Raw genomic sequence first — 13330 nt, forward strand, 5'->3', positions numbered from 1 at the left:
TTTTTCTGCGGGAAGCACCATGCCCAAGCGTACCGACATCCAGAGCATCCTGATCATTGGCGCCGGCCCCATCGTCATCGGCCAGGCGTGCGAATTCGACTACTCCGGCGCCCAGGCCTGCAAGGCGCTGCGCGAGGAGGGCTACCGGGTCATCCTGGTCAACTCCAACCCGGCCACCATCATGACCGACCCGGCCATGGCCGATGCCACCTACATCGAACCGATCACCTGGCAGGCGGTGGAGAAGATCATCGAGGCCGAGCGCCCCGACGCCATCCTGCCCACCATGGGCGGCCAGACCGCGCTCAACTGCGCCCTCGACCTGGACAAGCACGGCGTGCTGGCCAAGTACGGCGTGGAGATGATCGGCGCCAACGCCGACGCCATCAACAAGGCCGAGGACCGCGACCTCTTCGACCAGGCCATGAAGCGCATCGGCCTGGAGTGCCCTAAGGCCAAGGTGGCCCACACCATGGAGGAGGCCTGGGAGATCCAGGGCGAGCTCGGCTTCCCGGTGATCATCCGCCCCTCCTTCACCATGGGCGGCTCCGGTGGCGGCGTGGCCTACAACAAGGAGGAGTTCGAGGAGATCTGCCAGCGCGGCTTCGAGCTCTCCAACAACCATGAGCTGCTGATCGACGAGTCGCTGCTGGGGTGGAAGGAGTACGAGATGGAGGTCGTGCGCGATCGCAACGACAACTGCATCATCGTCTGCTCCATCGAGAACTTCGACCCCATGGGCGTGCACACCGGCGACTCCATCACCGTGGCGCCGGCCCAGACGCTGACCGATAAGGAATACCAGATCATGCGCGACGCATCGCTTGCGGTGCTGCGCGAGATCGGCGTCGAGACCGGCGGCTCCAACGTCCAGTTCGGCGTGGACCCGAAGACCGGGCGCATGGTGGTGATCGAGATGAACCCGCGGGTGTCGCGTTCGTCCGCCCTGGCCTCCAAGGCGACCGGCTTCCCCATCGCCAAGATCGCCGCCAAGCTGGCGGTGGGCTACACCCTGGACGAGCTTTCGAACGACATCACCGGCGGGCGCACCCCGGCCTCCTTCGAGCCGGCCATCGACTACGTGGTCACCAAGATCCCGCGCTTCACCTTCGAGAAATTCCCCCAGGCCAACGACCGCCTGACCACCCAGATGAAGTCGGTGGGCGAGGTGATGGCCATCGGGCGCACCTTCCAGGAGTCGCTGCAGAAGGCGCTGCGCGGCCTGGAGACCGGCAACGACGGCCTCGACCCCATCGTCACTGAGTTCACCGAGGATGCCCTGGCGCATATCAAGGGCGAGCTGCAGGCCGCCGGCGCCGAGCGCATCTTCTACGTGGCCGACGCCATGCGCGCCGGCATGAGCCGCGACGAGATCTTCGCGCTGACCAAGATCGACCCCTGGTTCCTGATCCAGCTCGAGGACCTGGTCGCCACCGAGGCCGAGGTGGCCAGGCGCTCGCTCTCCGAGCTCGACGCCCGGGAGCTCTTCCGCCTCAAGCGCAAGGGCTTCAGTGACGCCCGCCTGGCGAGCCTGCTCGGCGTCTCCGAGAAGGAGTTCCGCCGCACCCGCCAGAAGGCCGGCATCCGCCCGGTCTACAAGCGGGTCGATACCTGCGCCGCCGAGTTCGCCTCCGACACCGCCTACATGTACTCCACCTACGAGGAGGAGTGCGAGGCGGAGGTCACAGGTCGCCAGAAGATCATGGTGCTGGGCGGTGGCCCGAACCGCATCGGCCAGGGCATCGAGTTCGACTACTGCTGCGTCCATGCCGCCTTCGCCATGCGCGACGACGGCTTTGAAACCATCATGGTCAACTGCAACCCGGAGACCGTCTCCACCGACTACGACACCTCCGATCGCCTCTACTTCGAGCCGGTGACCCTGGAGGACGTGCTGGAGATCGCCGACAAGGAGCAGCCGGTCGGCGTGATCGTGCAGTTCGGCGGCCAGACCCCGCTGAAGCTGGCCCGCGAGCTCGAGGCCGCCGGCGTGCCGATCATTGGCACCACCCCGGACGCCATCGACCGTGCCGAGGACCGCGAGCGCTTCCAGCAGATGATCGACAAGCTGGGCCTCAAGCAGCCGCCCAACGCCACCGCGCGCAGCTTCGAGGAGGCCTTCGCCAAGGCCGAGGCCATCGGCTACCCGCTGGTGGTGCGCCCGAGCTACGTGCTGGGCGGCCGCGCCATGGAGATCGTCTACGATGCCTCGGAGCTCGAGAACTACATGACCCACGCGGTCAAGGTCTCCAACGACTCCCCGGTGCTGCTCGACCACTTCCTGAACGCTGCCATCGAGATCGACATCGATGCGGTCAGCGACGGCAAGCAGGTGGTGATCGGCGGCATCATGCAGCACATCGAGCAGGCCGGCGTGCACTCCGGCGACTCCGCCTGCTCGTTGCCGCCCTATTCGCTGCCGGTGGACGTCCAGGACGCCATGCGCGACCAGGTCAAGCAGATGGCCGTGGAGCTGGGTGTCAAGGGTCTGATGAACGTGCAGCTGGCCTGGCAGGACGGCGAGATCTACGTCATCGAGGTCAACCCGCGCGCCTCGCGCACCGTGCCCTTCGTCTCCAAGTGCATCGGCACCTCCCTGGCCCAGATCGCCGCGCGCTGCATGGCCGGCAAGACCCTCGAGGAACAGGGCTTCACCCGCGAGATCGTGCCGCACTTCTTCAGCGTCAAGGAGGCGGTCTTCCCGTTCAACAAGTTCCCGGGCGTCGACCCGATCCTGTCGCCGGAGATGAAGTCCACCGGCGAGGTGATGGGCTCCGGCGACACCTTCGCGGAGGCCTTCTACAAGGCCCAGCTGGGTGCCGGCGAGGCGATTCCGCCCGTCGACGGTGACCGCAAGGCGTTCCTCTCGGTGCGCGAGCCTGACAAAGCGGGCGTTATTGAGGTGGCCCGTTCTCTGGTAACATTGGGCTTCACGTTGTGCGCGACCCGCGGTACCGCCGCTGCCCTAAAGGCCGCCGGTATCGAGGTGGAGGTCGTGAACAAGGTCTTCGAAGGCCGTCCGCATATCGTCGATCTGCTCAAGAACGACGACATCGCCTATATCGTCAACACCACCGAGGGTCGCCAGGCGATCCAGGACTCCTCGGTGATCCGCCGCACCGCGCTTGCCCGCAAGGTTCCCTATGCCACGACGCTGGCAGGGGCCAACGCCGTTTGCATGGCGCTGGAGTACGGCAACGAGATCACAGTGCGGCGGCTTCAGGAACTGCATGCAGGAGCTGCACTATGAACAAGGTCCCGATGACCGTTGCCGGAGAGGCGCGTCTGCGCAAGGAGCTCGAGCAGCTCAAGAGCGAGGCGCGTCCGAGGGTGATCGCCGCCATCGCCGAGGCCCGCGAGCACGGCGATCTCAAGGAGAACGCCGAGTACCATGCCGCTCGCGAGCAGCAGGGCTTCATCGAGGGGCGCATCCAGGAGATCGAGGGCAAGCTCGGCAGCGCCCAGGTGATCGACGTCACCAAGCTGCCCCAGACAGGCAAGGTGATCTTCGGGGTGACCGTGGGGTTGGTCAACCTCGATACCGATGAGGAGGTCACCTACCGGATCGTCGGCGAGGACGAAGCCGACATCAAGCAGGGGCTGATCTCGGTCACCTCGCCCATCGCCCGTGCCCTGATCGGCAAGGAGGAGGGCGACGTGGTGGTGGTCAAGACCCCCGGCGGCACCGTCGAGTACGAGATCGGCAGCGTCGAGCACCTGTAAGCGCCAGGCCTTGAGCGCCAACCAAGCCGCTCGGTGACGGGCGGCGGGTAAGCCAGGCAAGAAGAAGCCCCGCAGACTCGCGTCTGCGGGGCTTCTTTTCTGGGTCGCTTGGCGCTTGGGGGTCAGTGCCGCCCGTGGTGCCCCTCGAAGCGCTGGACGTTGGAGAGCTTCGGGTTGACCCTGGGGTTCTTGCGATAGAGCAGCGCCATCTTGCCGATCTTCTGCACCAGCTCGGCGCCGCTCGCGGCGACCAGCTCCTCGAGAATGATGCCGCGGTCGTCGCGCTCCGGCAGGGCCAGCTTCACCTTGATCAGCTCATGGTCGGAGAGCGCCCGGTCGAGCTCCGCCAGCACTCCTTCGGAAATGCCGTTCTCGGAGACCGTCACCACCGGGTTCAGGTGGTGGCCGATGCTGCGAAATGCTTTCTTTTGTGCCTGTGACAAGCTCATGGTATCTTGCATCTTCTTGGTTGCGCGCAGCCTCCCATAGTACGCGTAAAACCTGGCGCCGAAAATGGCTACGGCGAAATGCCGCGCCGTGCGCGCCCTGAGCCTGGTCCTCTCCGAAGGATCGGCCGGCGTCAGGCCTCCTGGCATGCCGCCTTCTGCATTTCGCTCCTGCGCCTGTCCGTTACCCTCCACTCCTGGTGATGCCGTGGCTCGTTCTCGCACAACATCTCCCGCCTCCGGCCCTGCGCCGGCCGGCAAGAGCGCCGCGAACAAGGGCGCTGCCAGCAAGACCAGCAAGGGCTGGCTGAAGGAGCACTTCGACGACCAGTACGTGCAGCGCTCCTGGCAGGACGGCTATCGCTCCCGGGCCAGCTACAAGCTGCTGGAGCTGGACGACAAGGATCGCCTCTTCAAGCCCGGCATGACGGTGATCGATCTCGGTGCGGCCCCCGGCGGCTGGAGCCAAGTGGCAGCGGAGAAGGTCGGCCCCGAGGGGGTGGTGATCGCCTCCGACATCCTTGAGATGGACGCCCTGGCCGGCGTCGACTTCATCCAGGGCGACTTCACCGAGGAGGCGGTGCTCGAGGCGATCCTCGGGGTGCTGGGCGAGCGCCCGGTGGACCTGGTGATGTCCGACATGGCCCCCAACATGAGCGGCATGGCCGCCATCGACCAGCCCCAGGCGATGTACCTGGTGGAGCTGGCGCTGGACCTGGCCGGCCAGACCCTGCGCCCCGGTGGCACCTTCCTGGCCAAGGTGTTCCAGGGCGAAGGCTTCGACGAATACCTGAAGACCCTGCGCGAGCGCTTCACCCGGGTGGTGACCCGCAAGCCGGGCGCCTCCCGGGCGCGCTCCCGCGAGGTCTACCTGCTGGCGCAGGGCCTTCGCGGCTGATGGCGGGCGATCGCCTTGATAGGTCTTTCCTACCGGGACGATTGCCGGACAGCGGCGCGCAACTGTGTCAGAGTGGTGCCTGAGATGGACCGTCTGCGCCAGCGCGCCGGCGGTGGCCGAACGCAGCTGGCTCCTGTAGTGTCCAATGTGCCAGGCGCATATATGGCCGACAGATTACTGATATTGAGGGTAGTCCCTTGAACGACATGGCGAAGAACCTGATCCTGTGGTTGGTCATCGCGGCGGTGCTGCTGACGGTGTTCAACAACTTCAGCGTCGACAGCTCACCCCAGTCGATGAGCTACTCCCAGTTCGTCCAGCAGGTGCAGAACCAGCAGGTACGCAGCGTGACCATCGATGGCTACCGGATCACCGGCGAGCGCACCGACGGTTCCTCGTTCCAGACCATCCGCCCCGCGGCGGAGGATCCCAAGCTGATCGACGACCTGCTCTCCAACAACGTCACCGTGGTGGGCAAGGAGCCCGAGCAGCAGAGCCTGTGGGCCCGGCTGCTGATCGCCAGCTTCCCGATCCTGCTGATCCTGGCCATCTTCATGTTCTTCATGCGCCAGATGCAGGGCGGTGGCGCCGGCAAGGGCGGGCCGATGAGCTTCGGCAAGTCCAAGGCCAAGCTGCTCTCCCAGGACCAGATCAAGACCACCTTCGCCGACGTCGCCGGCTGCGACGAGGCCAAGGAGGAGGTCGAGGAGCTGGTCGACTTCCTGCGCGACCCCACCAAGTTCCAGCGCCTGGGTGGCACCATTCCCCGCGGCGTGCTGATGGTGGGCCCGCCCGGCACCGGCAAGACGCTGCTCGCCAAGTCCATCGCCGGCGAGGCCAAGGTGCCCTTCTTCTCGATCTCCGGCTCCGACTTCGTGGAGATGTTCGTCGGCGTGGGTGCCTCCCGCGTGCGCGACATGTTCGAGCAGGCCAAGAAGCAGGCCCCCTGCATCATCTTCATCGACGAGATCGACGCCGTGGGCCGTTCCCGCGGGGTCGGCATGGGCGGCGGCAACGACGAGCGCGAGCAGACCCTCAACCAGCTGCTGGTGGAGATGGACGGCTTCGAGGCCAACGAGGGCATCATCGTCATCGCCGCCACCAACCGGCCCGACGTGCTCGACCCGGCGCTGCTGCGTCCGGGCCGCTTCGACCGCCAAGTGGTGGTGGGCCTGCCCGACATCCGCGGCCGCGAGCAGATCCTCAACGTGCACCTGCGCAAGGTGCCACTGGCCGACGACGTCAAGCCGTCTCTGATCGCCCGCGGTACTCCGGGCTTCTCGGGCGCCGACCTGGCCAACCTGGTCAACGAGGCGGCCCTGTTCGCCGCGCGCCGCAACAAGCGCCTGGTGGGCATGGAGGAGCTGGAGCTGGCCAAGGACAAGATCATGATGGGCGCCGAGCGCCGCTCCATGGTCATGACCGAGAAGGAGAAGCTCAACACCGCCTACCACGAGGCGGGTCACGCCATCATCGGTCTGGTGGTGCCGGAGCATGACCCGGTCTACAAGGTGACCATCATCCCCCGCGGCCGCGCCCTGGGCGTGACCATGTTCCTGCCCGAGCAGGATCGCTACAGCCTGTCGCGACAGCAGATCCTCAGCCAGATCTGCTCGCTGTTCGGCGGCCGAATCGCCGAGGAGATGACTCTGGGCCCGAACGGCGTCACCACCGGGGCCTCCAACGACATCAAGCGCGCCACCGAGCTGGCCCACAATATGGTCGCCAAGTGGGGCCTCTCCGAGGAGATGGGCCCGATCATGTACGACGAGGACGAGTCCCACCAGTTCCTCGGCGGCCCGGGCCAGGGCGGTGGCAAGCTGAAGTCCGGCGAGACCATCTCCAAGCTCGACAAGGAGGTGCGCAGGGTGATCGACGAGTGCTACGAGAAGGCGCGTGCCATCCTCGAGGAGAACCGCGACAAGCTCGACGCCATGGCCGAGGCGCTGATGAAGTACGAGACCATCGATGCCGACCAGCTCAAGGACATCATGGAAGGGCGCGATCCGCGTCCGCCCAAGGACTGGGAGGATGGTGACTCCTCCGGCCCTGGGGCCCCGGTGACCGAAGAGCCTGCCGCCGAGGCGGCGCCCGAGGCGCCGGATGAGACCAGCGACGACGACGAGCCCCGCCGTCGTCCCTCCGACCCGCTGGGCGGCCCGGTCGGCTCCTGAAGCCGCAGTGTCCACCCCCCCCTGACAGGCGCCCCCATCGTGGGGCGCCTGTGCGATTATGAGCCCCGATTCCCGCCACCAAGAGCCATGATGACTTCGACCCTTGCCTCCCTTGCCTGCGGCCGCCAGCGGCTGGACCTCAGCTTTCCCCGTGTGATGGGGATCCTCAACGTCACCCCCGACTCCTTCTCCGACGGCGGCCGCCATGTGGCCCTGGATGACGCCCTGCGTCACGCCGAGCGCATGCTGGCCGAGGGGGCGGCGATCATCGACGTGGGCGGCGAGTCCACCCGTCCCGGCGCCGACGAGGTCTCGACCCAGCAGGAGCTCGACCGGGTCGCGCCGGTGGTAGAGGCCCTGGTGCGCGAGCTGGACGCCCTGGTCTCGGTGGATACCAGCTGCCCCGAGGTGATGCGCGAGAGCGCGGCCCTAGGGGCCGGCATGATCAACGACGTGCGTGCCCTGGAGCGCGAGGGTGCGCTGGCCGCGGCGATCGGCACGGGCCTGCCGGTCTGCCTGATGCATCGCCAGGGCGAGCCCCGCGACATGCAGCACTCGCCCCGCTATGATGTGCCCATCGAGGAGGCGGTGGTCGACTACCTCGCCGAGCGGGTCGCCGTCTGCGAGGCGGCCGGCTTGCGCCGCGAGCGCCTGCTGGTCGACCCCGGGTTCGGCTTCGGCAAGACCGTGGAGCACAACCTGCGCCTGCTCAATCGCCTGGAGCGCCTGGCGGCGCTCGAGCTGCCGCTGTTGGTGGGCATGTCCCGCAAGAGCATGATCGGCAAGGTGCTGGAGCGTCCGGTGGAGGAGCGCCTGCCCGGAGGGCTGGCGCTGACGGCCCTGGCGGTAGAGCGTGGCGCCCGCATCCTGCGCGTCCACGATGTGGCCCCCAGCGTGGATGCGGTGAACATGACCTGGGCCGTACTCAAGGAAGGATGCTGATGACACGACGCTATTTCGGCACCGACGGAATCCGCGGGACCGTCGGTGAGCCCCCCATCACGGCGGACTTCATGCTCAAGCTGGGCTGGGCCACCGGCCGCGTGCTGGCCGCGCGCGGCGGCAAGCGCCGCCCGCGGGTGCTGATCGGCAAGGACACCCGGATCTCCGGCTACATGTTCGAGTCGGCCCTGGAGGCGGGGCTCTCCGCCGCGGGGGTCGACGTGTCCCTGCTTGGCCCCATGCCGACGCCCGGCATCGCCTACCTAACCCGCACTTTCCGTGCCGATGCCGGGATCGTCATCTCCGCCTCCCACAACGCCTTCCCCGACAACGGCATCAAGTTCTTCTCCACCGCTGGCGCCAAGCTGGGCGATGAGCTGGAGGAGGAGATCGAGGCAATGCTCGACGAGCCGCTTACCACGGTGGCGGCGGACAAGCTGGGCAAGGCGACCCGTATCGATGATGCCGACGGCCGCTATATCGAGTTCTGCAAGTCCACCATCCCGGACCGGGTCAGCCTGAACGGCCTGAAGGTGGTGCTGGACTGCGCCCACGGCGCGACCTACCACATCGCTCCCAGCGTGTTCCGCGAGCTGGGCGCCGAGGTGAGCCTGATCGGCGCGAGCCCCGACGGGCTCAACATCAACCAGGGGGTCGGCTCGACGCACCCCGCGGCGCTGCGCGCGGCGGTGATCCAGCAGGGCGCCGACCTCGGCGTGGCCTTCGACGGCGACGGCGACCGCGTGCTGCTGGTGGACAGCGACGGCCGCGAGATCGACGGTGACGACATCCTCTACCTGATCGCCCGTGATCGCCACGCCCGCGGCGAGCTGGGCGGCGGCGTGGTGGGCACCCTGATGTCCAACTTCGGCCTGGCGGCGGCCTTCGAGGAGATGGGCGTGCCCTTCGAGCGCGCCAAGGTGGGCGACCGCTACGTGATGGAGCGGCTGGCCGCCAAGGGCTGGCAACTGGGCGGCGAATCTTCGGGCCATATCGTCTGTGGCCACGTGCAGACCACCGGCGACGGCATCGTCTCGGCGCTGCAGGTGCTGGCGATCATGGTGCGCGAGGAGAAGCCGCTGAGCCGCCTGCTGGCCGGCCTGGAGAAGGCGCCCCAGGCGCTGGTGAACGTGCGGCTCACGCCGGGCAGCAAGGCGGCGCTGCTCATGGAGCGGCCGGAGCTCCAGGCGGTGGTGGCCGAGGTGGAGGCCGAGCTGGGCGACGAAGGGCGCGTGCTGCTGCGCCCCTCCGGCACCGAGCCGCTGATTCGCGTGATGGTGGAGGGGCGTCCCCACCTGGATGTGGATGGCCTGGCGCGACGCATCGCCGCCGAGGTCGAGTCGCTACTGGGCTGAGCGGGGCTGGTTGTCTTGACAGGGTCGCTCCTATACCATTTCGCTCCACCTTGAAAGAGGACAGTCGATGCGTACCCCGCTGCTTGCCGGCAACTGGAAGATGAATGGCTCGGCCGATCTGGTCGAGGCGTTCGGTCGTGCCTTTGCCGAGGCCGAGCTGCCGGAGGGGATCGAGGTCGTGATCTTCCCTCCGTTCCCCTACCTGGATGCGGCTCGGCGCGCCTTCGCCGGCACCCCGCTTCGGCTTGGCGCCCAGTCGCTCAATCCGCTGCATTCCGGGGCGCATACCGGCGAGGTCAGCGGACGCATGCTGTGCGAGTTCGGCGTGCGCTATGTCCTGGTCGGGCATTCGGAGCGCCGTCAGCTCTATCGCGAGAGCGATGCGCAGGTCTTCGATCGCCTGCTGGCCGCCCTCAGCGTCGGCCTGACGCCGGTGCTCTGCGTGGGCGAGACCCTCGAGGAGCGCGATGCCGGCCGCACCATGGAGGTGGTGCTGCGCCAGGTGGGGTTCGTGATGTCGCGCCTGGAACCGGAGCAGCGCCCGCGCGTGGTCATCGCCTACGAACCGGTGTGGGCCATCGGCACCGGCCGCACCGCCACGCCGAAGCAGGCCCAGGAGGTCATGGCCGGCATTCGCGACTACCAGGCCAGCTACGACCGGGAGCTGGCCGATGGACTGCGGTTGCTCTACGGGGGGAGCATGAACGCCGGCAATGCCGCCGAGCTGCTCTCCCAGCCCGATATCGACGGCGGCCTGGTGGGCGGTGCCTCGCTCAAGGTCGACGATTTCCTAGCCATCTGTCAGTCAGCAGGTTGATTCCATGCAAGTTGTCATTCTCATTATCCACGTGGCGATCGCCATCGCCCTGGTCGCCCTCGTCCTGCTGCAGCAGGGCAAGGGCGCCGAAGCCGGCGCCGCCTTCGGTGGCGGTGCCTCCCAGACCGTGTTCGGCTCCCGCGGCAGCGGCGGTTTTCTCTCCAAGAGCACCGCGGTACTGGCGGCGGCCTTCTTCGCCACCTCCCTGACCTTGGCCTGGTATGCCACCCAGGCAAGCCAGGCGCCGGAGGCCGGGATTCCCGACCCCCGCCTGATCGAGCAGCAGCGCGGCATTCCGACCCTTGACGACAGTGCCCAAGGTATGGATAATGCAGCGCCAGTGCTGGAGGGAAGCGACGGCTAGATCGCTTCGCGGTTTCCAGCCTCCCCTGATGCCGAAGTGGTGGAATTGGTAGACACGCTATCTTGAGGGGGTAGTGACCTTACGGTCGTGCGGGTTCAAGTCCCGCCTTCGGCACCATCTGATTCACCGCAGCGCCATGGGCGCACAGGCGGTCCTTCAGACAGCAGGATTGGCATAGCGGTGAGCATCCCTTGACGTCAGTCGCGGCGATGCGTAGAATCACCGACCTAGATTGATGCGGGGTGGAGCAGTCTGGTAGCTCGTCGGGCTCATAACCCGAAGGTCGTCGGTTCAAATCCGGCCCCCGCTACCATCTTCCGGCTGACGCCTTTCGAATTGCGGTTCATGCGCTAAAGTTCGAAGAGAAGGGGCGGTCAGATTGCCGGAATGGTATACAGGTTTCTTCTGAAAGCCCCTTCCTGTGAAGGGGCTTTTTGTTAGCAGCATGCAGGGCGTTGCGCGCCCGGCGGCTGTTCCGGGCAACGCCAATCAGCCACCTGACTTTCCTGATGACTCCCGGCCAGGTGCCTGATGCAACGGCTGTAGGAGCGATATTTTCGTGGCAATCAAGGATGCAGTCCTGCACGCAATGATCGAACCCGTGGTCACTGCCATGGGTTTCGAGCTGTGGGGCATCGACTTTCAATCCCAGGGCAGGCACTCCCGTCTGGTGATCTACATCGATCACGAGAATGGCGTCAGTGTGGACGACTGCGCCGACATCAGTCGTCAGGTAAGTGCGGTGTTCGACGTCGAGGACCCGATCCGCGGCGAGTATCGTCTCGAGGTCTCCTCCCCGGGCATGGACCGTCCGCTCTACACCCTCGATCAGTTCACCCGCTATCGCGGCCACGATGTGGCGCTGAAGCTGCGTGTGCCCTTCGAGGGGCGACGCAAGTTCCAGGGCCTGCTGGCCGGTGTCGAGGGGGATGAGGTGCTGCTCCAGATGGACGGCGAAGAGTACTGCTTTCCGATCGAGAGCATCGACCAGGCGCACGTGGTGCCAAGGTTCGAGGACCCGGTCGATGGTCAGCCGTGACCATCAGGCTACTGGTCGGCACGGCGCAATGAGCATGACGCTCGAGGACAGGTTTTCTGGCGAGGCAATGGCATGAGCAAAGAGATTCTGGCGGTCGTTGACGCGATCTCCAACGAGAAGGGAGTTCCCCGCGAGGTGATCTTCGAGGCCGTCGAGGCGGCCCTGGCCAGCGCGTCCCGCAAGCGCTTCGAGGATGAAGAGGCCAGCGTGCGGGTGCATATCGATCGTCGTACCGGTGAGTACGAGACCTTCCGCCGCTGGACGGTGGTGGAAGACGACGACTTCGACGGTCCCGACCACCAGATCAAGCTCTCCTTCGCCGAGCGTCGCGACCCGCCCCTGGCGCTGGGCGATGTGGTCGAGGAGAAGATCGAGAACGCCGACTTCGGCCGCATCGCCGCCCAGACCGCCAAGCAGGTGATCGTGCAGAAGGTGCGCGAGGCCGAGCGGGCCGAGGTGGTGCGCCTCTACGCCGAGCGCGAGGGCGAGCTGGTCTCCGGCATCGTCAAGAAGACCACCCGCGACGGCCTGATCATCGACCTGGGCGAGAACGCCGAGGCGTTCCTGCCGCGCAGCGAGATGATCCCCGGCGAGCGCTATCGCATGAACGAGCGCGTGCGCGCCCTGCTGGTCAAGGTGGATCCCGAGGCGCGCGGCGCCCAGTTGATCCTGTCGCGCACCTGCCCGGAGCTGATCATCGAGCTGTTCCGCATCGAGGTGCCGGAGATCGCCGAGCAGCTCATCGAGATCAAGGGCGCCGCCCGGGATCCGGGCTCCCGGGCCAAGATCGCCGTGAAGACCAACGACCGGCGCATCGATCCGGTAGGCGCCTGCGTGGGCATGCGCGGCTCCCGCGTTCAGGCGGTCTCCTCGGAGCTGCAGAACGAGCGTATCGACATCGTGCTGTGGGACGACAACCCCGCCCAGCTGGTGATCAACGCCATGGCGCCGGCGGATGTCGCCTCCATCCTGGTGGACGAGGATGCCCACGCCATGGACGTGGCGGTGGCTGAGGACAACCTGGCCCAGGCCATCGGCCGCAGCGGCCAGAACGTGCGCCTGGCCTCCGAGCTGACCGGCTGGCGGATTAACGTCATGACCGAGGCGGATGCCGAGGCCAAGCGCGACCAGGAGATCGACAGCCTGGTCGAGCACTTCATCCAGCACCTGGACATCGACGATGACGTCGCGCGCCTGCTGGTGGAGGAGGGCTTCACCTCTCTGGAGGAGATCGCCTACGTGCCGGTCGAGGAGATGCTCGAGATCGAGGAGTTCGACGAGGAGATCGTCGAGGAGCTGCGCGCCCGCGCCAAGGATGAGCTGCTCAACCTGGCCATCGCCTCCGAGGAGGAGCTCGACGGCGCACAGCCGGCCGAGGACCTGCTGGAGATGGACGGCATGGAGCGCCACCTGGCCTTCATCCTGGCCAGCCGCGGGATCGCTACCATGGAAGATCTTGCCGAGCAGTCCGTCGATGATCTGCTGGACATCGAGGGGATGGACGAGGAGCGCGCCGCGGCATTGATCATGACTGCCCGTGCGCCCTGGTTTGAAAACGAATAGCTCGAAGGC

Annotated in this window: 11 protein-coding genes and 2 tRNA genes; 12 read left to right on the forward strand and 1 reads right to left on the reverse strand. The window is 66.7% G+C overall.

Features of this window, described 5'->3' with window-relative positions:
• Positions 1-19 precede the first annotated feature (19 nt).
• Positions 20-3250: a carbamoyl-phosphate synthase large subunit gene (carB, locus tag DER72_RS10890; RefSeq protein WP_110070016.1), complete on the forward strand. Its 3231-nt coding sequence runs from the start codon at positions 20-22 to the stop codon at positions 3248-3250.
• Positions 3247-3723 carry a transcription elongation factor GreA gene (gene greA / locus DER72_RS10895; protein WP_110070017.1) on the forward strand — a complete coding sequence of 159 codons (477 nt, stop codon included), beginning with the start codon at positions 3247-3249 and terminating at the stop codon, positions 3721-3723. The genes carB and greA overlap by 4 nt, the downstream gene beginning before the upstream one ends.
• A 122-nt stretch (positions 3724-3845) precedes the next feature.
• Here the strand turns inward: greA and yhbY are convergent, their stop codons facing one another.
• Positions 3846-4172: a ribosome assembly RNA-binding protein YhbY gene (yhbY, locus tag DER72_RS10900; protein ID WP_110070018.1), complete on the reverse strand. Its 327-nt coding sequence runs from the start codon at positions 4170-4172 to the stop codon at positions 3846-3848.
• Between the two features lie 205 nt (positions 4173-4377).
• Here yhbY and rlmE point away from each other — a divergent pair, with 205 nt between their 5' ends.
• The 10 genes from rlmE to nusA all read left to right on the forward strand — a co-directional run bounded on the left by rlmE (position 4378) and on the right by nusA (position 13321).
• Complete coding sequence (gene rlmE / locus DER72_RS10905) at positions 4378-5067, forward strand: 23S rRNA (uridine(2552)-2'-O)-methyltransferase RlmE (protein WP_258306277.1); 690 nt, start codon at positions 4378-4380, stop codon at positions 5065-5067.
• Positions 5068-5264: 197 nt separating this feature from the next.
• Positions 5265-7241, forward strand: a complete 1977-nt coding sequence (gene ftsH / locus DER72_RS10910) for an ATP-dependent zinc metalloprotease FtsH (RefSeq protein ID WP_110070020.1) — start codon at positions 5265-5267, stop codon at positions 7239-7241.
• Between the two features lie 156 nt (positions 7242-7397).
• Entirely contained in the window at positions 7398-8183 is a 786-nt protein-coding gene (folP, locus tag DER72_RS10915; protein WP_110070054.1) for a dihydropteroate synthase, read from the forward strand.
• Entirely contained in the window at positions 8183-9538 is a 1356-nt protein-coding gene (gene glmM / locus DER72_RS10920; RefSeq protein WP_110070021.1) for a phosphoglucosamine mutase, read from the forward strand. The genes folP and glmM overlap by 1 nt, the downstream gene beginning before the upstream one ends.
• Before the next feature lie 67 nt (positions 9539-9605).
• Complete coding sequence (tpiA, locus tag DER72_RS10925; RefSeq protein WP_110070022.1) at positions 9606-10355, forward strand: triose-phosphate isomerase; 750 nt, start codon at positions 9606-9608, stop codon at positions 10353-10355.
• Positions 10356-10359: 4 nt separating this feature from the next.
• Complete coding sequence (gene secG, locus DER72_RS10930; protein ID WP_110070023.1) at positions 10360-10719, forward strand: preprotein translocase subunit SecG; 360 nt, start codon at positions 10360-10362, stop codon at positions 10717-10719.
• 30 nt (positions 10720-10749) lie between these two features.
• A tRNA-Leu gene (locus tag DER72_RS10935) sits at positions 10750-10836 on the forward strand.
• 119 nt (positions 10837-10955) lie between these two features.
• Positions 10956-11032 (forward strand) — tRNA-Met (locus tag DER72_RS10940).
• A 246-nt stretch (positions 11033-11278) separates the two neighbouring features.
• On the forward strand, positions 11279-11758 hold the full coding sequence (gene rimP / locus DER72_RS10945; protein ID WP_110070024.1) for a ribosome maturation factor RimP: 480 nt from the start codon (positions 11279-11281) through the stop codon (positions 11756-11758).
• A 72-nt stretch (positions 11759-11830) separates the two neighbouring features.
• Positions 11831-13321 (forward strand): transcription termination factor NusA, encoded by a 1491-nt coding sequence (nusA, locus tag DER72_RS10950; protein WP_110070025.1) that lies wholly within the window; start codon positions 11831-11833, stop codon positions 13319-13321.
• Positions 13322-13330 lie beyond the last annotated feature (9 nt).

Origin of the sequence: Halomonas sp. A11-A (genome assembly GCF_003182195.1) — a bacterium.
Taxonomy (GTDB): domain Bacteria; phylum Pseudomonadota; class Gammaproteobacteria; order Pseudomonadales; family Halomonadaceae; genus Halomonas; species Halomonas alkalicola.

Coding starts and splice junctions, on each gene's coding strand:
- carB (WP_110070016.1), top strand. CDS start 20: ATGCCCAAGCGTACCGACATCCAGAGCATCCTGATCATTGGCGCCGGC.
- greA (WP_110070017.1), top strand. CDS start 3,247: ATGAACAAGGTCCCGATGACCGTTGCCGGAGAGGCGCGTCTGCGCAAG.
- yhbY (WP_110070018.1), bottom strand. CDS start 4,172: ATGAGCTTGTCACAGGCACAAAAGAAAGCATTTCGCAGCATCGGCCAC.
- folP (WP_110070054.1), top strand. CDS start 7,398: ATGGGGATCCTCAACGTCACCCCCGACTCCTTCTCCGACGGCGGCCGC.
- glmM (WP_110070021.1), top strand. CDS start 8,183: ATGACACGACGCTATTTCGGCACCGACGGAATCCGCGGGACCGTCGGT.
- tpiA (WP_110070022.1), top strand. CDS start 9,606: ATGCGTACCCCGCTGCTTGCCGGCAACTGGAAGATGAATGGCTCGGCC.
- secG (WP_110070023.1), top strand. CDS start 10,360: ATGCAAGTTGTCATTCTCATTATCCACGTGGCGATCGCCATCGCCCTG.
- nusA (WP_110070025.1), top strand. CDS start 11,831: ATGAGCAAAGAGATTCTGGCGGTCGTTGACGCGATCTCCAACGAGAAG.